Below are 18,254 nucleotides of genomic sequence, written 5' to 3'. Positions count from 1 at the left end.
CTCAGGTTTCCTGGTCGAAGTCCAAAACCAGCGTATCGCTGACCGGATAGCTCTGGCAGCTCAGCACGAAGCCGCGCGCCACCTCATAGTCTTCCAGCGCGAAATTGGCGTCCATATCGACTTCGCCCTCCACCACCTTGCAACGGCAGGTGGAACAGACGCCGCCCTTGCAGGAATACGGCAGTTCGATACCTTGCGCGAGCGCCGAGTCCAGCACGCTGTCGCGGTTCTTGTCGAGCGTAAAGCTGCGGCTGTGGCCATCCTGGATCACGGTGACACGGCATTGCGCCTTCCCCGCCGCCTGGCGCGTCTGGCCTCCAGTACGCAGGCTGCGGGGGCCGCGCGGCGCGCCGAACAGTTCGAACTTGATACGCGCGCGCGGAATGCCCAGCCCTTCCAGGGTCGGGACCACGTCCTCGATCATGCCCTGCGGTCCGCACAGGAAGACCTGGTCGACGTGCTCGGCCGGCAGCCATTGCGTCAAGAGCCGGCGCACCTTGGCCCCATCCAGGCGGCCGTTGAACAACTCGATGTCCTGGGTTTCGCGGCTCATGATGTAGACCAGCGAAAAGCGCGACATATACCGGTTCTTGAGGTCTTCCAACGCTTCGCGGAACAGCACCGCCGACGAGGCGCGGTTGCCGTAGAACAGGGTGAAGCGGCTGTCCGGCTCGGTGGCCAGCGCCGTCTTGACCAGCGAATACACCGGCGTGATGCCGCTCCCCACGGCGAACGCCACGTAGTGGCGGGCATTGCCCGGCGCGAAGTCCACGGTGAATTCGCCGTCCGGCGGCATCACGTCCAGCACGTCGCCTGGCTTGATCGCCTGGTTGGCCCAACTGGAGAACGCGCCGTCGTCCATGCGCTTGATGGCGACACGCAGCACTCCGTCGCCGGGCGACGAACAAATGGAATAGGAACGCCGCAGCTCCTGGCCTTGCACCCGCGTGCGGAGCGTCAGGTATTGCCCGGGCCGGAAAGCGAAATCCCGCGCCAGCGCGGGCGGCAGGTCGAAGGTCAGCACCACCGCATCGCGGGTATCGCGCGATACGTCGGCGACCTTCAAGGGGTGAAACGGGCTGGACATGGCGATGGATCAATGGGCCTTGAAGTAATCGAACGGCTCGCGGCAGGCATTGCAACGGTACAGGGCCTTGCATGCCGTCGAGCCGGAACCGCTCAGCATGCGGGTGTCATGGGCGCCACAGCGCGGGCATGGGACCCGGGGCCCGGCGCGGCGCCCGATGCCCGATACGTCTATGGCGCGCTCCACCGGCGCCGCGATCCCATAGGCCTGCAGGGCCCGGCGCCCGCTTTCGGTGAGCCAGTCGGTGGTCCAGGCCGGCGCCAGGCGCGTGCGGACCATTACCTTCGGTACGCCATGCGCGCGCAACACGCGCTCGATGTCCATGCTGATTTCGCGCATGGCGGGGCAGCCCGAGTACGTCGGCGTCACCGTCACGACGCAGATGTCGCCCTCCCAGCCGATGTCGCGCACGATGCCGAGGTCCATCACCGACAGCACCGGGACTTCAGGGTCGCGCACGGCGTGCAGCCAGTGTGCGACACGCGCCGGGTCGCCGGCGCCGACCGGCGCCGCACGGCCGGGGATGGCGGCGGCTACCATGACGCCCCCGGATACGCCCGCTGCAGGAATTGCATCTCGGCCAGCAAGGGCCCCAGCGCTTCCGTATGCCGGCCCTGCCTGCCACCCCGATAGGCTGCATGCCGTGCCAGGTCCTCGGCGGGCAGCGCCAGGGTGGCCTCGTCCACCACCGCGCGCACATGCGTGATCCATGGCTCGCGCAGACTGGCCGGCAGCGGGGCGACGCCGCGCGCCGCCAGATCCGCATCGACGTCGTCGTCGACGAACAGTTCGCCGGTGTACGGCCACAAGGAGTCAATGGCCGCCTGCATGCGGCGGTGGCTTTCTTCGGTCCCGTCGCCGAGCCGTACGACGATATCGGCGGACCGGCGCGCGTGGTACGCCGCTTCCTTCACCGCTTTCGCGGCGATGTCCGCCACCCGCGCTTCCGTGGAGCCAGCCAGCGCCTGCAGCTGGAAATAGTGCCAGGCGTCGAAAAAGAACTGCCGCGCCATCGTGTCGGCGTAGCTGCCGTTGGACCGCTCCACAAGCAACACGTTGCGGAACTCATGCGCATCGCGCAAATACGCCAGCTTGTCCTCGTCGCGGCCGGCGCCTTCGACTTCGCCCGCCAGCGACAGCCACAGCCGCGCCTGGCCGAGCAGGTCCAGCGCGGTATTGGTCAGGGCCAGGTCTTCTTCCAGGATGGGACCATGGCCGCACCAGGCCGAGAGCCGCTGGGCAAGGACCAGCGTGGTGTCGCCCATGCGCAGCGCGAAGTCGTACAGGGACCGGTCCATCGCGCCTCCTACAGGTGCTTGACTTCGTCAGGCATGGGGAAGAACGTCGGATGCCGATACACCTTGCCGCGCGCCGGCTCGAACAGCGCGTCCTTGTCGGCGGGATCGCTGGCGACGATGTCCGCCGCAGGCACGACCCAGATGCTCATGCCTTCATTGCGCCGGGTATAGACGTCGCGTGCATTCATGATGGCCATTTCGGCATCCGGCGCATGCAGGCTGCCGACGTGCTTGTGGGCCAGGCCGTGCTGGCTGCGTATGAACACTTCCCAAAGCGGCCAATCCTTGCGTTCCATTGACGTGTCTCCTGCGATATGGCAGCGCCCGGCCGGTTTCATGCGGCCTTGCGCAGGCGCTGCTTGTCGGCGTAGGCCACCATGGCGTCGCGCACCCATGCGCCCTCTTCATGGGCCCGCACGCGCGCGTTCAGGCGATCGCGGTTGCACGGTCCGTGGCCATCGATGACCGCGCGCAGTTCCGACCAGTCGATCTCGCCAAAGTCGTAATGACCGCGCTCCGCGTTCCAGCGCAAGGACGGGTCGGGAATGCGCAGCCCCAGGTATTCGGCCTGCGGCACGGTCTGGTCCACCATCTTCTGGCGCAGCTCGTCGTTCGAAAACAGCTTGATGCGCCATTGCACCGAGCGCGCGCTATGCGTCGACTCGGCATCGGGCGGCCCGAACATCATCAGGGCCGGCCACCACCAGCGATCCAGCGCATCCTGGCACATGGCTTTCTGCTCCGGCGTGCCATGCCGGCACATCTGGATGAGCAGATCGTAGCCCTGGCGCTGGTGGAAGGATTCCTCCTTGCAGATGCGGACCATGGCGCGCGCGTAGGGGCCGTAGGAGCAACGGCACAGCGGGATCTGGTTGATGATCGCGGAGCCGTCGACCAGCCAGCCGATCATGCCGATGTCGGCCCAGCTGAGTGTCGGGTAGTTGAAGATGCTGGAGTACTTCGCCTTGCCGCGCAGCAGGTCGCCGATCATCTCGTCGCGCGACACGCCCAGGGTTTCGGCGGCGCTGTACAGGTACAACCCGTGACCGCATTCATCCTGCACCTTCGCGAGCAGGATGGCCTTGCGCTTGAGCGTCGGCGCGCGGGTAATCCAATTGCCTTCGGGCAGCATGCCGACGATTTCGGAATGCGCATGCTGCGAGATCTGCCGTATCAACGTCTTGCGATACGCCTCCGGCATATCGTCCTGCGGCTCGATGCGCACGCCGGCATCGATACGCCGCTGGAAGGCCTGCTCCGCCTGCCCGGCGTCCGCGGGACCCGGCGGCGATATTCCTGTGTCGAGCGCTTGCGCGTCCATGATCGTCTCCTCCATGGCGCGTCGATCGCGGATGCGGAACCCGCCCTTCGGCCGCCGGATGATGCATCGATTATTTAATACAGATTTTTGTCTGTCAAACGTATTTCTGTATCACATCCGATTTATGTATCATGTGGCGGTCGCCCCGAAGCCCGGCCTTCTTGCACCATCATGGCCCTTGCCGCCTCTGCGCTGGATCGCCTTACCGCCCGCCTGCTCAAGACGGATCCTCCACGCGCCAAATCGCTGTGCGTCACCCTGCTGGGAGACGCGCTGGAACCGCATGGCGGCGCGATATGGCTGGGCGACCTGATCGCCCTTTTGCAGCCCCTGGGCATCAACGAACGGTTGCTGCGCACCAGCGTCTTCCGGCTGGTGGCCGAAGGCTGGCTGCATGCGGAGCGCCACGGCCGCCGCAGCCTCTATCGCCTTGCCCCGCAGGGCGTGCGCAGTACGGCGCATGCGGCCCAGCGCATCTATGGCGGCACGCAGCCAGCGTGGAACGGGGACTGGACCGTGGTGGTGGTTCCTCGCACTGGCAACAACGGGTTGGCCGAACGCACCGAACTGCGGCGGGCCCTGGAATGGGAGGGATTCGGCATGGTGGCGCCCGGGGTGTTCGCCCATCCTTGCGCCCATTCGGATACCGCGGGGACCATCCTGCGATCCCTGGATATCGCGGACAAGGCACTGGTCCTGGCGGCGCGGGACTTGCCGGGCGCCACGGCCCTGCCCTTCGCGGAATTGGCGCCGCAGTGCTGGGATCTGGCTGGCCTGGCCGAGCAATACCGGGCGTTTATCCGGCAGTTCGGGTCCCTGGGCAAGCTGTTGCAGGAAGGCAGCGAGGCGGCGCAGCCGGCGGCGGCCTTTGCCACGCGCATGCTGCTGCTGCACCGGTGGCGCCGGATCGTCCTGCATGACCCGCAATTGCCGGCGAGCATGCTGCCGCCCGACTGGCCGGGACACACGGCACGAGCGCTATGCCGCACCGTCTACTGGGCGCTGTTCGACGCGTCGGAGATCCATCTGGCCGAGATCGCCGGCCGGGCGGGCGGGGACTATCGCCCCCTCTCCCCGGTCGCGCTGCGACGATTCGGCGGGCCCGTCACACCTTCAGGAAATGCTCCCGGTAGTGCTTGAGCTCTTCGATGGAGTCGTAGATATCGGCCAGGGCTTCGTGGCGGCTTTTCTTTTCGAAAGACTTGTAGACATCGGGCCGCCAGCGCCGCGCGAGTTCCTTCAGCGTGCTGACATCCAGGTTGCGGTAATGGAAGAACTGTTCCAGCCTGGGCATGTAGCGGAACATGAAACGCCGGTCCTGGCTGATGGTGTTGCCGCACAGCGGCGATTTGCCGGCGGGCACGTGCTGCGCCAGGAAGGCAATCAGGATGTCCTCTGCCTCGGGCTCCGAAATCGCGGATGCCTTGACCTTGTCGATCAGGCCGCTTTTGCCATGCGTGGACTTGTTCCAGCTGTCCATGGCGTCGAGCAGTGCGTCGGGTTGGTGAATTACCAGTACCGGACCTTCGGCGACCACAGTAAGATCGGGCTCGGTCACGACCACCGCCACTTCGATAATGCGTTCTTTTTCCGGATCCAAGCCCGTCATTTCCATGTCGAGCCAAACCAGGCGGTTGTCGTTCAGAGCCATATAATTTGCCTTTTAAAACCCGATTTTCTCATATCGGCCCGCGCCGGCGATCCTCCCCATGCTGACACTGTTGTTCGTTGTACTGCTGCTGGTCGATATCGGCGTCAGGCTCTGGCTGTCCACCCGGCAGATCCGCCATGTAGCGCGCAATCGCGACCATGTGCCGCCGGAATTCGCCGACCGGATCGGCCTGCCCAGCCACCAGCGTGCCGCCGACTACACCGTCGCTCGCGTGCGGCTCGGCATGTTCGAACGCGTCTTTGACGCCGCCGTGCTGGTCGGGCTGACCCTGCTGGGGGGCTTGCAGATGATCGATGTGCTGGCCGCCCACGTCACCGACAGCGATTTCCTGCGCCAGTTGCTGCTGCTGACCATGGTGGCCGTGTTGCTCGGAGCGCTGGAATTGCCGTTCACCTTGTGGCGCCAGTTCAGGCTGGAAGCGCGCTTCGGCTTCAATCGCATGACGCCGGCCCTGTTTTTTTCGGACGCGGTAAAGGGCATCCTGCTTACCGCCGTGATCGGGCTGCCATTGGCCTCGGCGATTTTATGGCTGATGGCCAAGGCCGGCAGCTTGTGGTGGATATGGGCCTGGGGCCTCTGGGTCGGCTTCAGCCTGCTGACGCTGCTGCTGTTTCCCATGGTGATCGCGCCGCTGTTCAACAAGTTCACGCCCCTGGCGGACGCGGATCTGTCCGGCCGCATCCAGCGGCTGGTGCAGCGCTGCGGCTTCGCCATCAACGGTTTGTTCGTCATGGACGGCTCGCGCCGTTCCGGACATGGCAACGCGTATTTCACGGGCTTCGGCAAATCGCGCCGCATCGTGTTTTTCGACACGCTGCTGTCACGCCTGAACGGCGACGAGATCGAAGCCGTGCTGGCGCATGAACTGGGCCACTTCGCGCGCCGGCATATCGTCAAGCGCATCGTGGTCAGCTTCGCGGTGGCCCTGGGCTTCTTCGCCGTGCTGGGGTGGCTGGCGCGCCAACCCTGGTTCTACGAGCAGTTGGGCGTCCTGCCGCGCATGGACGGTCGCAACGATGCCATGGCGCTGCTGCTGTTCTTCCTGGTGGTGCCGGTGTTCACCTTCCTGTTCACGCCGGTCGCCAGCTGGTACTCGCGGCGCGACGAGTTCCAGGCCGACGACTATGCCGCGCGCCAGAGCTCGGCCGACCAGCTCGTGTCCGCACTGGTCAAGCTGTACGACGACAATGCCGCCACGCTGACGCCCGATCCGGTCCATTCCGCCTTCTACGATAGCCACCCACCGGCCGCCGTGCGCATACGGCATCTCGGCGCGGCCGCTCGATGAGCCGGCACGACCGCAATTTCCGCACTGCGCGGCAAACCCCCGTCCCGGCGGACAAGCCGCCCGTCCAGGCCGGCGCCGACACCGCCGGGGACCCGAGCGGCACCGGCGGCGGTGCATCCCAGGGATTGCTGCCGGGACGTATCGTCGCCGCGCATGGACGGCATTACTCGGTCGAAATGGCGGATGGCACGCTGCGCCAATGCTATCCCCGCGGCAAGAAAGCCGGCGCCGCCGTGGGCGACCATGTGGAAATCGCCCCGCAAGGCCGTGACGAAGGCGCCATCGAACGCATTCTGCCGCGCAGCAACCTGCTCTACCGATCCGACGACATGCGCGCCAAGCAGTTTGCCGCCAATGTGGATCGGCTGTTTATCGTGGTCGCGACCGAACCGACTTTTTCCGACGACCTGGTCGGGCGCGCGCTGGCCGGCGCCTGGAGTGTGGGCATCACCCCCTTCATCGTGCTGAACAAGATCGATATTCCGCAAGGACTCGAACACGCTCGTGCCCGACTGGCCCCGCTCGCCCGGCTGGGCGTTCCCGTGCTGGAAGTCAGCGCCGTCGACACGGCAAGCGCCCGGCGCGCGCTGTTTCCCCACATGGCGGGGCATGTCAGCCTGCTGCTCGGCCAGAGCGGCATGGGCAAATCCACGCTGCTCAACGCGCTGGTGCCCGACGCGAACGCGGCCACCCGGGAACACTCGACGGCTCTGGACATGGGCCGGCACACGACCACCAGCACGCACCTGTATCACTTGCCGGAGGGCGGCGACCTGATCGACTCCCCGGGATTCCAGGCCTTCGGACTGCAGCACCTGACCCGCGATGAAATCGCTCGCGGCTTCCCGGAATTCACCGCCCCGGCAGAGCATTGCCGCTTCTACAACTGTACGCATCAGCACGAGCCCGGCTGCGGCGTGTTGGCGGCGTTGGCCGCGGGAACGATAGACCGCGCCCGTCATGCCTTGTATCTGCGCATCCTGGAAGAAAACGCGGCGGCGCCGCGTTATTGAGGCCGCACGCCGGTGACCGCTATTCCGACGGTCCGCGCAGCAGGTAATACAGGTTGCGCAACATCGCGGCCGTCGCTCCCCAGATGAAATACCCACCCCATGGCATGGAATAGAACTGCCGCACCCGGCCGTCGGGCAGTTCGACGCGATGCAGGCGATGGTTATCCGGGTTGGCGATGAAGGACAGCGGTACCTCGAATACCTCGGCCACTTCGAAAGTGTCGGGGGCGAGTTCGAATCCCGGGCGCACCAGGGACACCACCGGCGTGATGGAGAAGCCGGTCGCCGTGAGATACGGCGGCATGGTACCCAGTACGTCCACCCATTCCGCGCTCAGGCCGGTCTCTTCCTGCGCTTCGCGCAGGGCCGCGGCGACCGGGCTGGCGTCGGAGTCTTCGATTCGCCCCCCCGGGAAGCTGATCTGGCCCGCGTGGTCGTACAAATGCGCCGTGCGCTGCGTCAGCATGACCGTCACGCCCTGCTCCCGCGCGACCAGGGGAATAAGCACTGCAGCCAGCACGGGAGCGCCTTCGCGGCCGGGATAACGGCTATCGTCGTTCAGCGGCATTTGCACGGACCAGCTTTCCGGGCGCCCCAGGACGCGCCGCAGCGCATCCGCCGTCAGCGCCTCCGGCGGCAGGGCCCGCAGGCCCTCATTGGCAACGATCCAGGGTTGCTCGGCCGCATCGAAAGAAGGCCGGACGGCGGAACGGCGCGGTCGCGAGGACGGTTGGTCAGGCATGGTCGGTATGGCAGCGTGGAAGGCGGGGAACTTGAGGCAACAGGAAAAGAGCGAGCGGGAACGAGCGAAAAGCCAGGCCGCATCAGGATACCGCGAGGCGCGACACAAGGGGCCGCGACGGAAAAGACCGACAAAAAGACGGCTGGCCCCTTCGGGGGAAAACAAAAAGGCACCCGCGGAGGGTGCCTTTGCTGCTCGGGGACCGGCTGGGAAAGCCAGTCATCCCGATCAGTCCGCTGAGGCTTCGGCGGCGCGGGCCGATTGGGCGGCAGCCTGGCGGCTCACCAGCTTTTCCTTGATGCGAGCCGACTTGCCCGAACGGTCGCGCAGGTAGTACAGCTTGGCGCGACGCACGTCGCCACGGCGCTTGACCTCGATGGAGGCGATCTGCGGCGAGTACAGCTGGAACGTACGCTCCACGGCCTGGCCCGACGAGATCTTGCGCACGATGAAGGCCGAATTCAGGCCGCGGTTGCGCTTGGCGATGACGACGCCCTCAAAGGCCTGCACGCGCTTGCGCGTGCCTTCGACGACGTTCACGTTGACAATCACGGTGTCACCCGCGGCGAAGGACGGAAGCGTCTTGTCGCCCATCAGGCGCTTGATTTCTTCCTGTTCCAGGATAGCGATAAGGTTCATGAAAACTCCGGAATCATCATTTCTGTGCGGTGCCGTGCCAGGTGGCCCGATGTCGGGCCTGTACTAACTTTGCCGTATGTATTGCCTGTTCACGACGTTTTGCCGGGGCGGGATAAACCATGCGCTGGAACCGGGAGGTTGAAACCGCGCGATCAAATCCACATCGCAAGGTTCCCGCACCGTTCCGTTCCGCCGCACCTGCCGCCACCTTTTGCGCTTTTGCGTTATGAAGCCCGCACGCAGAGGATGAGTTTTGGCAAACCCAGCATTTTACATGAAATCAGCAGCTTAGGTAAGTCCGCGGGGCGTAGTCAGAACCCGGCGGCGGCGCCCAGCCACATCAGCGCCGGGATCATGGCGCCCCACATGGCCACGAGCAGGATATCGACGATCATTTGCCGCAGGCTGACGCTTTGGGATGCCATCCCAGCGGAAGGACCGGACGCCGCCGCCGACACAGGACCGCCCAGCGAAGCCCCCGAAAAGGCGTCCGGGGCGCCCTCCTGACGGCTGAAGTTCGCCCTCGGCGTGGCGCGCCCACGGCCGGACCGGCTCCAGCCTGGCAGGCCCCAGCTGCGTCGCGCCGGCGGCGCGGGTGGAAACGGCCACTTGGCGGGGAATTGTTGTTCTGCGGCGACGTTCATGCGAGTTCTCCTTGGGAGACGACGTTCAGTCGAATAGACCCAACTGCCGCGCGGCCGCTGGTCCATGGGAAAAGACCGGCCCTTGCGTCGGAGCCGGAGGTACGAATTGGTGGGTGTCCAGCTGCAGGCGCTGCTGGTTCAGTCCAGCCTTGCGCACGGCCAGGGCAAACCGCTGGCGCAGCAGATCCGCCCAGATTCCTGTGCCCCGCATCCGGGTACCGAAACGAGGATCGTTGCGCCTGCCTTCGCGCATGTCTTCGATCCGGTGCAGCACGCGGTCGGCGCGATCCGGGAAATGGGCTTGCAGCCACTGCTCGAAGACCGGCCTGACTTCCCAGGGCAGCCGGACGACGGTATAGCTGGCGTGATAGGCACCCGCCTGGCCGGCGGCCTCCACGATGCGTTCCAGGAATTCGTCGTTGATGAACGGAATCATGGGCGCGGCGAGCACGCCCACCGGCACGCCGGCATCGGCCAGCGCCCGCACTGTTTGCAGGCGTCGCCAAGGGGCCGAGGCACGCGGTTCCAGCACACGGGAAAGGTCCGCGTCCAGCGACGTGACGCTGATATAGACCGAGACCAGATTGCGCCGCGCCAGTGCCTGCAGCAGGTCGAGATCCCGCTCGATGAGCGCGTTCTTCGTGACGATGGTCAGCGGATGTCCGGTTTCCAGGAGCAGTTCGATGACGCCGCGGGTCAGGCGCCAGGCGCGTTCGATGGGCTGGTAGACGTCTGTCGCGGAACCGACATTGACGGGCGCCACGCGATACCCGGGCCGCCCCAGCTCCGCCCGCAACGCATCCACGGCGTTGGCCTTGGCGATCAGACGGGTTTCGAAATCCAAGCCCGGGGAATATCCCAGATACGCATGCGTAGGCCGCGCAAAACAATAGACGCAGCCGTGCTCGCATCCCCGGTAGGTATTGATGGCCCGGTCGAACGGCACGTCCGGTGAATCGTTGCGCGAGAGCAGCTTGCGCGCCTGCTCCACGGCGACCGTGGTGACCGGCCCTGGCGGCGTCGCGGCGGACGGCCGGACAGGGTATATGGGAACGATCTTGGGCGCGGGTTCGTCGGCCAGTTCAGCCGGATCGACCGCCGGATCGACCGCCGTGCGGTCATCCTGCTGGAAACGATGCCGTACATTAGTAACCGCACCCCGACCGCGCAAGGCGGCGGGGGCGGCAGCCGGGGACCCAGAACCGGCAAAAACGGAATGATCGGTACGCGCCATGAATCTACTGTACATCCATACAGTAGTTCTGGCAAGTACCTGCCGCCAATACGCCGGCGACGCCCCACTTTACCCCAAGTTGGATGACCTCGACCGGCGTTTTTTTCGCAGTGTGGCTTTACCGCAAAACCGCGCCAGATAAGGCTTTCCGGCCGATGGGGAGCTGTCGCGGCCGGTGCTGTGTCCGCGCCAGCCAAGGCCTAGCGCAACATTCCCGCCGCCGCCGTCTGGTGGGTGGATTCGTCGATCAGAATGAAGGCCCCTGTGGCCGCGATCTCGTCATAGCGATCCATTGCCAATGGATCCCGTGTAACGATGCGCAGCCTGCCGATGTCGTTCATCGCCAATGTGCCGCCTTCGACATCCACTTCACGCAACTCATGTATGTCGCGCCGCGAGCGCACCTCGCGTATCCGCGCACTCGTCAGCCTCGTGCCCTGCTTGAGCAAGTATTTCCGCGCGGGATTGAGTGCCTGCGTGTCGAGCCAGCACACCTCGGCATCGAACTCCTTGTCTACGCTCGCCGGTGCATCGGCGTGAGCCAGCACATCGCCGCGCGATACGTCGACATCGCGGTCCAGCACCACAATGACCGAATCGCCCGCAACGGCCGCGGACAAGGCGCGGTCATGCACGCGCACTTCAGCCACCCGCGCGGTCATGCCCGAGGGCTGCACGACGATGGCATCGCCGCGCCGCAACGTGCCGCTGGCGACACGGCCGGCATAGCCGCGGAAGTCCTGCGCACTGCTGCCGTCGTGGCGCACCACCCACTGCACCGGGAAACGCAAGGGCGCGGTCCCGTTTTCCGCGGCGGGATCCAGCGCCTCGAGCAGCGCGAGCAGCGGCGGTCCGTCGTACCACGGCGTATGCGCGGATGGCGTCACCACGTTGTCGCCGTTCAGGGCGGACAAGGGCAGCGCCTGGAAGTGCGCGATGCCGACACGGTGGGCGAGGTCGGCATAGGCGGCGCGGATGCGCTCGAACACGGCACGGTCCCAGGACACCAGATCCATCTTGTTCACGGCCACGACGACATGGCGTATCCCGAGCAGTCGCGCGATGGTGCTGTGCCGTTTGGTCTGTGGCAACAATTGGCCGTCGATGGCGCGCGTGGCATCGATAAGGATCACCGCGACATCGGCATTGGAGGCCCCCGTGACCATATTGCGCGTGTACTGCTCGTGGCCCGGCGCGTCGGCGATGATGAATTTGCGACGGGGGGTGGCGAAATAACGGTACGCGACGTCGATGGTGATGCCCTGCTCGCGTTCGGCCTCCAGGCCGTCGGTCAACAAGGCAAAGTCGATACCGTCGCCGGCCACGCGCTTGTACTTGGCACGGGCGATGGCGTCGAGCTGGTCGGCATACACGCTCTTGCTGTCATACAGCAGGCGGCCGATCAAGGTGGACTTGCCGTCGTCCACCGACCCGGCGGTGATCAGGCGGATGACCGCGGTCTCGGCCGGCAGGAAGGATTCGCTCACTGCATTCATTCGGTGCTCCTGGCGCCAGGCGCCATTAGAAATATCCTTCTTTCTTCCGGCGCTCCATCGACGCCTCCGAAGTCTGGTCGTCCATGCGGGTGGCGCCGCGTTCGGTGATATCGCTCAGCGCGGTCTCGGCGATGATGGCCTCGTTGTCGGCGGCCTCGGACGCCACCGGGCAGGTGCACGAGATATCCCCCACGGTGCGAAACCGTACCGAGAGGGTTTCCACCTGTTCGTCGGCAAGCGGCGGGGTCAGGGGCGTGACGGGCACCAGCAGGCCGCGGCGGCGCACCACCTCGCGACGATGCGCGTAATAGATGGAGGGCAGCGCGAGATTCTCGCGGGCGATGTATTGCCAGACATCCAGTTCGGTCCAGTTCGAGATCGGAAACACCCGCATGTTCTCGCCGCGGTGCACGCGCGTGTTGTACAGGTTCCAGACCTCCGGGCGCTGGCTCTTGGGATCCCACTGCCCAAACTCGTCGCGGAAAGAGAAGATGCGCTCCTTGGCGCGCGCCTTTTCCTCGTCGCGGCGGGCACCCCCGATGCAGGCGTCAAAGCCGAATTCGGCGATGGCCTCCAGCAACGTCACCGCCTGCGCGGCGTTGCGCGAATCGGTTTCCCGCCGCAGGACGACGGAGCCCCGTGCGATGGAATCCTCCACGCTGCGCACGATCAGGGTCTCGCCCAGTTGCGCGACACGGGCGTCGCGAAACTGGATGACTTCGGGGAAATTGTGCCCCGTGTCGATGTGCATCAGGGGAAATGGGAAGCGCGCCGGACGAAAGGCCTTCTCCGCCAGGCGCAGCAGCACGCAGGAATCCTTGCCGCCGGAGAACAGCAGGACCGGCTTTTCGCACTCGGCCGCGACCTCGCGCAGAATGAAAATTGCCTCGGACTCCAGCCAATCGAGATGGCTGCGGGTTTGTACGATGGACATGGTTTTCGTCTCGTCTTGCTTCGATCGTTTACGTCAGGCCTTGGCGGCGGTTCGATTGCCGGCATGCAGGCCGCATTCCTTGCTGTCGGAGGACTCCCACCACCAGCGGCCGGCCCGCACGTCCTCGCCGGGGCGGATTGCGCGCGTACAGGGCTCGCAGCCGATGGAGGGGTAGCCGCGGTCGTGCAGCGGGTTGTATGGGATGCCGAGGATGCGGATGGCGCCCCAGACTTCGTCTTCGGTCCACGCGGCCAGGGGATTGAACTTGTGGAGACCGAAAACGGGATCGTGCTCTTCCTCGGGCAGGCTGCCGCGCGTGGCTGCCTGCTGGCGCCGCTGCCCCGTAATCCAGGCGCCGCGACCGGCCAGCGCGCGCGTCAGCGGCTCCACCTTGCGGATGTGGCAACAGGCCTTGCGCAGGTCCTGGCTTTCGTAGAAGGCGAACGCGCCATGGGCCGCCACGTGCGCCTTGATTGCCTCGGGCTCCGGGCGGTACACGGTGGGCCGGCGGCCATAACGCTGCTCGATGGTATCCAGCATGGCCAGCGTTTCGGCGTGCAGCCGCCCGGTATCCAGCGAGAAGATTTCCAGCGGCACCCCGGCCGTATGAATGGCATGGGTCAGCACCATGTCCTCGGCGGCCAGGGAAGAGGCCAGCGCAGCGTCGGGATGGCGGCGCGCGATCTCGGCGAGCTGCCTTATCAGGCTGTCCCAGCGCGGGACAGCCGCCGGCATGGACGGCTCGGCGAGGGGGGGATCGATGTGCAAGCCAGGCATGTTGTCGTCGGATTCGTTGCGCGCGTGATCGTCCCGTCAGGCGCTCGCGGGAAAAATACGGCCCCGGCGTGGACGCGCCAGCAGCATTGCGCCTTCGCGCAGGTCCAGGCTGCGGTAGTCTTCCTCCGGCAACTGCGCCTCGAGCAAGGCGCCGTCTTCGCGCTGTAGTTCCAGGTGCGCGCTGGGACCGGCCAGATACGCGTGGTTGAGCTTCACGGCGATGCCTTCGGCCGCCGGCGCGTAAGGCAATACTTCGAGCTCATGCGGCCGCACATAGGCGACCGCGCGCTGTTCGTCCAGTCCATCGAACGCCGGCGCAGGCAAGGACACGCCGCGCGCCCGCCATTGGCCGCCTGCGGCATAGCCTTCGATCTGGTTCACGTCGCCGAGAAAGCCATAGACGAAGGGCGTGGCCGGGTGTTCCCAGACTTCGCGCGGCGTGCCCACCTGTTCCACGCGTCCCGAGTTCATCACCACGACGCGGTCCGCCACTTCCAGCGCTTCCTCCTGGTCATGGGTGACGAAGACGCTGGCCACTTGCAGCTCATCGTGCAGACGACGCAGCCAGCGCCGCAGTTCCTTGCGCACCTTGGCATCCAGCGCCCCGAAGGGCTCGTCCAGCAGCAACACGCGCGGCTCCACCGCGAGAGCCCTGGCCAGGGCGATGCGCTGGCGTTGGCCACCGGAGAGCTGCCCCGGATAGCGGTCCGCCAGCCAATCCAGCTGGACCAGGTTCAACAGCGCATGCACCTTTTCCTTGATCTGCGCTTCGGCGGGACGCTGGCCGCGCGGCTTGATGCGCAGGCCGAAGGCCACGTTCTCGAAGACCGTCATGTGGCGAAAAAGCGCGTAATGCTGGAAAACGAAACCGACCTGGCGCTCGCGCACATGCACGCCCGTGCTGTCCTCGCCGGAAAAATAGATACTGCCGCTGTCCGGCGTTTCCAGGCCGGCGATGATGCGCAGCAAGGTGGTCTTGCCGCAGCCCGAGGGGCCCAGCAAGGCCACCAGCTCGCCGGAGTCGATGTGCAGGTTGACGTCGCGCAATGCGTTGAAGGTGCCGAACCGCTTGTTGATCGATCTGATCTCGATATCCATGCCTGTTTTCCTGGAATATGTTCGTGGCCCTATCCCGCCGTGCCGGGAAAGGCGACCGTACTGGCGCCCGATGCCGGCGCCAGCGCCAGCGCGGGCGCTTCGTCCAGTCGTGCCAGCAGGCGTGCGTGGCGCCATTGCACCACGGTCTTGATAATGAGGGTAGCGAGGGCGAGCACTGCGAGCAGCGACGCGACGGCAAAGCCTGCCTGGATCTGGTACTCGTTGTAGAGAATCTCGACTTGCAGCGGAATGGTGTTGGTCAGGCCACGGATATGGCCCGACACGACCGACACCGCGCCAAACTCGCCCATGGCGCGCGCATTGCAAAGAATCACCCCATACACCAGGCCAGACCGGATATTGGGCAAGGTCACGCGCATGAAGGTTTGCCATCCGCCGGCGCCCAGGACGATTGCGGCTTCTTCTTCCTCCTTGCCCTGGGCCTGCATCACCGGGATCAGCTCGCGGGCCACCAGGGGCAAGGTGACGAAGGTGGTCACCAGGACGATGCCGGGGACCGCGAACACGATCTTCAGGTCGTGCGCCATCAGCCACGGTCCCAGCCAGCCCTGCGCACCCAGCACCAGGATGTACGACACGCCCGCCACCACGGGCGATACGGAAAACGGCAGGTCTATCAGGGTAATGAGCAGCGACTTGCCGCGAAACTCGTGTTTGGCGATCGCCCAGGCGGCCGCGATGCCGAAAACGACGTTCAGGGGCACGGAGATCGCAGCCGTCAGCAGGGTCAGCGCAATGGCAGCGGCCGCATCGGGCGCAGCGAGCGCGGCCACATAGGCGTCGATCCCCTTGCGCAGCGCCTCGGCAAACACCACGCACAGCGGCAAGACCAGGAACAGGATCAGGAAAGCCGCCGCGCTGGCGACCAGCACGGCCCGCCCCAGGCGCCCGCCGCCCTTATCCTGCGATGCGAGACGCGGCATCATGCCTCGCCCCCGTAGGCGCGCCGCTGCCATATCTGCAAGCCGTTGATGGCCAGCAGCATCAGGAAGGACAAGCCCAACAGCACCGCGCCGATGGCGGCGGCGCCCGCGTAGTCGAATTGTTCGAGCTTGACCAGTATCAACAATGGCGCGATTTCGGAAACCATGGGCATATTGCCGGCAATGAAAATGACCGAACCGTATTCGCCGATAGCCCGGGCGAACGCCATGGCAAAGCCGGTCAGCAAGGCCGGCGCGAGCACCGGCAGGATGACGCGCGCGAAGGTCTGCAGCGGGGTGGCGCCCAGGCTGGTGGCCGCTTCTTCCAGCGATGCCTCCAGGTCTTCCAGCACCGGCTGCACCGTACGGACCACGAACGGTATGCCGATGAAGATAAGGGCGATGACGATGCCGGCCGGCGTATAGGCCAGCTTGATTCCCAGCGGCGCCAGCAGGTGGCCGATCCAGCCGCGCGGCCCCAGCAAAGCCGCCAGCGAGATGCCCGCCACCGCGGTCGGCAAGGCGAAGGGCAGGTCCACCAGCGTATCGAGCAGGCGCCTGCCCGGGAAGCGGTAGCGCACCAGTACCCAGGCGACCAGCAGGCCGAACACCAGGTTGACGAGCGCGGCCACCAGCGAGGCGCCGAACGTCACGCGGTATGCCGACAGGACGCGTGGCGAGGACACCGCCGCGACGAACGCATCCCAACTCAGCCCCGCGGCCTTGATGACCAGCGCCGACAAAGGCAGCAGCACCAGGACGCCAAGATAGAACACCGTGAAGCCGAGCGTCAGGTTCAGCCCCGGCAGGACCCGTGGCGTGCGCACCGGCGTCTTCGCCAGCTTGGAAGCGCCCGACATGGGCGGCAACACGCCCGCCCCTGCGTCCGATGCGGGGCGGGCCGTTTCCGGGGCGATGCCCCCTATCGCCAGGCGACTACCTGCTGACATAAATCTGATCGAATATTCCGTTGTCCGCGAAGTGTTTCTTGTTGATGGCCGCCCAACCGCCAAGGTCGCGGTCGACAGTCACAAGATCGATGGCAGGGAATTGCGACGCGTATTTCGCCCTGGCCTTTTCGGCAGTCGGCCGGTAGTAATTGCGTCCAATGAGGTCCTGCGCCTCATCGGAATACAAATAACGCAGATAAGCCTCGGCGACGGTACGTGTGCCCTTGCGGTCGACATTCTTGTCCACGACCGCGACGGTCGGCTCGCATAGGATGCTGAGGCTGGGAGCAACGATTTCGAATTCGCCGGGACCGAACTCCTTGAATGCCAGGAAGGCATCGTTTTCCCAGGAGATCAGAACATCGCCAACGCCGCGCTGCGCGAACGTGATGGTCGAACCACGCGCGCCGGAATCCAGTACCGGCACATTGCGATAGAGCGATGCAATGAAATCCCGCGCGCCAGCTTCACCACCGTGCTTGCGCCGCGCGAACTCCCAGGCCGCCAGGTAGTTCCAGCGGGCGCCGGCCGAGGTTTTGGGGTTGGGAGTGATGACCGAGACGCCGGACTTCGCCAGGTCATCCCAGTCCCGGATGTTGCGAGGGTTGCCTTTGCGGACCAGCAGGACGATGGTCGATGTATAAGGCGCTGAATTTTCCGGCAGCCTGGCCTGCCACCCCGGCTTCACCAGTCCGCCATGCTCCACAAGCGCATCGATGTCGGGGGCCAGGCCCAGGGTGACGACGTCCGCATCCACGCCATCGATCACGCTGCGAGCCTGCTTGCTCGATCCGCCGTGGGAGTTCTTGATCACCACGTCCTGCCCGCTCTGCGCCTTCCAGTATTTGGCGAAGAGCGCGTTGTACTGGGCGTAAAGCTCGCGCGTGGGATCGTAGGATACGTTCAACAATTCGATCGGAGCCCGCTGCGCATACGCGCCCGCGCCCAGCCACTGCGTGGCGAAGCCGGCCGCCGCCAGGGACGCGGCATGCTTGAGAAAACTCCGTTTATGCGGATCGTGGGCCATCTTCGTTGTTCCTGCATTGTGCCGGCATGGCGTAGTAGCGGATCACCACACGCCGCCGGCACGGCATCGTGCGTGTGAGCCGGCATTGTG

At 65.6% G+C, this 18,254-nt stretch carries 20 protein-coding genes; 3 read left to right on the top strand and 17 right to left on the bottom strand.

Annotated elements, in window-relative coordinates:
• Position 1: 1 nt before the first annotated feature.
• Genes paaE through paaA form a run of 5 tightly spaced genes read right to left on the bottom strand, consistent with a single transcriptional unit; the run spans position 2 to position 3,706 of the window.
• Positions 2-1,087, bottom strand: coding sequence for a 1,2-phenylacetyl-CoA epoxidase subunit PaaE (gene paaE, locus BAU07_RS08470; RefSeq protein WP_066656036.1), 1,086 nt, complete (start codon positions 1,085-1,087; stop codon positions 2-4).
• A 9-nt stretch (positions 1,088-1,096) separates the two neighbouring features.
• Positions 1,097-1,627, bottom strand: coding sequence for a 1,2-phenylacetyl-CoA epoxidase subunit PaaD (paaD, locus tag BAU07_RS08465; RefSeq protein ID WP_066656035.1), 531 nt, complete (start codon positions 1,625-1,627; stop codon positions 1,097-1,099).
• Positions 1,621-2,385: a 1,2-phenylacetyl-CoA epoxidase subunit PaaC gene (gene paaC, locus BAU07_RS08460; RefSeq protein WP_066656034.1), complete on the bottom strand. Its 765-nt coding sequence runs from the start codon at positions 2,383-2,385 to the stop codon at positions 1,621-1,623. The genes paaD and paaC overlap by 7 nt, the downstream gene beginning before the upstream one ends.
• An 8-nt stretch (positions 2,386-2,393) precedes the next feature.
• Entirely contained in the window at positions 2,394-2,681 is a 288-nt protein-coding gene (paaB, locus tag BAU07_RS08455; protein WP_066656033.1) for a 1,2-phenylacetyl-CoA epoxidase subunit PaaB, read from the bottom strand.
• 38 nt (positions 2,682-2,719) lie between these two features.
• A complete protein-coding gene (gene paaA, locus BAU07_RS08450; RefSeq protein WP_066656030.1) occupies positions 2,720-3,706 on the bottom strand; it encodes a 1,2-phenylacetyl-CoA epoxidase subunit PaaA in 987 nt (328 codons plus the stop codon).
• Between the two features lie 171 nt (positions 3,707-3,877).
• Between paaA and paaX the strand changes: the two genes are divergently transcribed.
• Positions 3,878-4,846, top strand: coding sequence for a phenylacetic acid degradation operon negative regulatory protein PaaX (gene paaX, locus BAU07_RS08445; RefSeq protein ID WP_066656028.1), 969 nt, complete (start codon positions 3,878-3,880; stop codon positions 4,844-4,846).
• On the opposite strand, the gene orn is transcribed toward paaX, so the two are convergent.
• Positions 4,812-5,357 (bottom strand): oligoribonuclease, encoded by a 546-nt coding sequence (gene orn, locus BAU07_RS08440; RefSeq protein WP_066656026.1) that lies wholly within the window; start codon positions 5,355-5,357, stop codon positions 4,812-4,814. The two genes, paaX and orn, sit on opposite strands and share 35 nt — an antisense overlap.
• A gap of 58 nt (positions 5,358-5,415) precedes the next feature.
• Here orn and BAU07_RS08435 point away from each other — a divergent pair, with 58 nt between their 5' ends.
• Together BAU07_RS08435 and rsgA are read left to right on the top strand one after the other, a co-directional pair.
• Positions 5,416-6,666 (top strand): M48 family metallopeptidase, encoded by a 1,251-nt coding sequence (locus BAU07_RS08435; protein ID WP_066656024.1) that lies wholly within the window; start codon positions 5,416-5,418, stop codon positions 6,664-6,666.
• Positions 6,667-6,842: 176 nt separating this feature from the next.
• Positions 6,843-7,679 carry a ribosome small subunit-dependent GTPase A gene (gene rsgA, locus BAU07_RS08430; protein ID WP_066665083.1) on the top strand — a complete coding sequence of 279 codons (837 nt, stop codon included), beginning with the start codon at positions 6,843-6,845 and terminating at the stop codon, positions 7,677-7,679.
• Positions 7,680-7,698: 19 nt separating this feature from the next.
• On the opposite strand, the gene BAU07_RS08425 is transcribed toward rsgA, so the two are convergent.
• From BAU07_RS08425 to BAU07_RS08375, 11 genes are all read right to left on the bottom strand, one after another.
• Positions 7,699-8,421 (bottom strand): CoA pyrophosphatase, encoded by a 723-nt coding sequence (locus tag BAU07_RS08425; protein WP_066656022.1) that lies wholly within the window; start codon positions 8,419-8,421, stop codon positions 7,699-7,701.
• A gap of 228 nt (positions 8,422-8,649) precedes the next feature.
• Positions 8,650-9,060: a 50S ribosomal protein L19 gene (gene rplS, locus BAU07_RS08420; RefSeq protein ID WP_066656019.1), complete on the bottom strand. Its 411-nt coding sequence runs from the start codon at positions 9,058-9,060 to the stop codon at positions 8,650-8,652.
• 311 nt (positions 9,061-9,371) lie between these two features.
• Positions 9,372-9,704 carry a hypothetical protein gene (locus tag BAU07_RS08415; RefSeq protein WP_066656016.1) on the bottom strand — a complete coding sequence of 111 codons (333 nt, stop codon included), beginning with the start codon at positions 9,702-9,704 and terminating at the stop codon, positions 9,372-9,374.
• A 25-nt stretch (positions 9,705-9,729) separates the two neighbouring features.
• Complete coding sequence (locus BAU07_RS08410; protein ID WP_066656013.1) at positions 9,730-10,938, bottom strand: PA0069 family radical SAM protein; 1,209 nt, start codon at positions 10,936-10,938, stop codon at positions 9,730-9,732.
• Positions 10,939-11,138: 200 nt separating this feature from the next.
• Positions 11,139-12,434, bottom strand: a complete 1,296-nt coding sequence (locus tag BAU07_RS08405; protein ID WP_066656010.1) for a sulfate adenylyltransferase subunit 1 — start codon at positions 12,432-12,434, stop codon at positions 11,139-11,141.
• Between the two features lie 25 nt (positions 12,435-12,459).
• The gene (gene cysD, locus BAU07_RS08400; RefSeq protein ID WP_066656007.1) at positions 12,460-13,368 is read right to left on the bottom strand and encodes a sulfate adenylyltransferase subunit CysD; all 909 of its coding nucleotides are present in this window, start codon (positions 13,366-13,368) and stop codon (positions 12,460-12,462) included.
• A gap of 33 nt (positions 13,369-13,401) precedes the next feature.
• A complete protein-coding gene (locus BAU07_RS08395; RefSeq protein ID WP_066665081.1) occupies positions 13,402-14,103 on the bottom strand; it encodes a phosphoadenylyl-sulfate reductase in 702 nt (233 codons plus the stop codon).
• 78 nt (positions 14,104-14,181) lie between these two features.
• Complete coding sequence (locus BAU07_RS08390) at positions 14,182-15,243, bottom strand: sulfate/molybdate ABC transporter ATP-binding protein (protein ID WP_066656004.1); 1,062 nt, start codon at positions 15,241-15,243, stop codon at positions 14,182-14,184.
• A 29-nt stretch (positions 15,244-15,272) separates the two neighbouring features.
• Positions 15,273-16,190 (bottom strand): sulfate ABC transporter permease subunit CysW, encoded by a 918-nt coding sequence (cysW, locus tag BAU07_RS08385; RefSeq protein WP_066656001.1) that lies wholly within the window; start codon positions 16,188-16,190, stop codon positions 15,273-15,275.
• Positions 16,187-17,047, bottom strand: a complete 861-nt coding sequence (cysT, locus tag BAU07_RS08380) for a sulfate ABC transporter permease subunit CysT (protein WP_066665080.1) — start codon at positions 17,045-17,047, stop codon at positions 16,187-16,189. Before cysT ends, cysW begins: the two co-directional genes overlap by 4 nt.
• Positions 17,048-17,123: 76 nt before the next feature.
• Positions 17,124-18,164, bottom strand: coding sequence for a sulfate ABC transporter substrate-binding protein (locus BAU07_RS08375; protein ID WP_084025502.1), 1,041 nt, complete (start codon positions 18,162-18,164; stop codon positions 17,124-17,126).
• Positions 18,165-18,254: the final 90 nt, after the last annotated feature.

The organism is Bordetella flabilis (genome assembly GCF_001676725.1).
GTDB lineage: Bacteria > Pseudomonadota > Gammaproteobacteria > Burkholderiales > Burkholderiaceae_B > Bordetella_C > Bordetella_C flabilis.
This window is presented reverse-complemented; position numbering and strand designations above follow the sequence as displayed.

What these genes read in the sequence shown, in the direction of transcription:
- cysD (WP_066656007.1), bottom strand. Translation starts at nt 13,368, where the DNA reads ATGTCCATCGTACAAACCCGCAGCCATCTCGATTGGCTGGAGTCCGAG.
- BAU07_RS08395 (WP_066665081.1), bottom strand. Translation starts at nt 14,103, where the DNA reads ATGCCGGCGGCTGTCCCGCGCTGGGACAGCCTGATAAGGCAGCTCGCC.
- BAU07_RS08425 (WP_066656022.1), bottom strand. Translation starts at nt 8,421, where the DNA reads ATGCCTGACCAACCGTCCTCGCGACCGCGCCGTTCCGCCGTCCGGCCT.
- BAU07_RS08410 (WP_066656013.1), bottom strand. Translation starts at nt 10,938, where the DNA reads ATGGCGCGTACCGATCATTCCGTTTTTGCCGGTTCTGGGTCCCCGGCT.
- BAU07_RS08375 (WP_084025502.1), bottom strand. Translation starts at nt 18,164, where the DNA reads ATGGCCCACGATCCGCATAAACGGAGTTTTCTCAAGCATGCCGCGTCC.
- orn (WP_066656026.1), bottom strand. Translation starts at nt 5,357, where the DNA reads ATGGCTCTGAACGACAACCGCCTGGTTTGGCTCGACATGGAAATGACG.
- paaA (WP_066656030.1), bottom strand. Translation starts at nt 3,706, where the DNA reads ATGGACGCGCAAGCGCTCGACACAGGAATATCGCCGCCGGGTCCCGCG.
- BAU07_RS08435 (WP_066656024.1), top strand. Translation starts at nt 5,416, where the DNA reads ATGCTGACACTGTTGTTCGTTGTACTGCTGCTGGTCGATATCGGCGTC.
- paaC (WP_066656034.1), bottom strand. Translation starts at nt 2,385, where the DNA reads ATGGACCGGTCCCTGTACGACTTCGCGCTGCGCATGGGCGACACCACG.
- paaX (WP_066656028.1), top strand. Translation starts at nt 3,878, where the DNA reads ATGGCCCTTGCCGCCTCTGCGCTGGATCGCCTTACCGCCCGCCTGCTC.
- paaE (WP_066656036.1), bottom strand. Translation starts at nt 1,087, where the DNA reads ATGTCCAGCCCGTTTCACCCCTTGAAGGTCGCCGACGTATCGCGCGAT.
- BAU07_RS08415 (WP_066656016.1), bottom strand. Translation starts at nt 9,704, where the DNA reads ATGAACGTCGCCGCAGAACAACAATTCCCCGCCAAGTGGCCGTTTCCA.
- rplS (WP_066656019.1), bottom strand. Translation starts at nt 9,060, where the DNA reads ATGAACCTTATCGCTATCCTGGAACAGGAAGAAATCAAGCGCCTGATG.
- cysT (WP_066665080.1), bottom strand. Translation starts at nt 17,047, where the DNA reads ATGTCGGGCGCTTCCAAGCTGGCGAAGACGCCGGTGCGCACGCCACGG.
- BAU07_RS08390 (WP_066656004.1), bottom strand. Translation starts at nt 15,243, where the DNA reads ATGGATATCGAGATCAGATCGATCAACAAGCGGTTCGGCACCTTCAAC.
- paaD (WP_066656035.1), bottom strand. Translation starts at nt 1,627, where the DNA reads ATGGTAGCCGCCGCCATCCCCGGCCGTGCGGCGCCGGTCGGCGCCGGC.
- cysW (WP_066656001.1), bottom strand. Translation starts at nt 16,190, where the DNA reads ATGATGCCGCGTCTCGCATCGCAGGATAAGGGCGGCGGGCGCCTGGGG.
- BAU07_RS08405 (WP_066656010.1), bottom strand. Translation starts at nt 12,434, where the DNA reads ATGAATGCAGTGAGCGAATCCTTCCTGCCGGCCGAGACCGCGGTCATC.
- paaB (WP_066656033.1), bottom strand. Translation starts at nt 2,681, where the DNA reads ATGGAACGCAAGGATTGGCCGCTTTGGGAAGTGTTCATACGCAGCCAG.
- rsgA (WP_066665083.1), top strand. Translation starts at nt 6,843, where the DNA reads ATGGCGGATGGCACGCTGCGCCAATGCTATCCCCGCGGCAAGAAAGCC.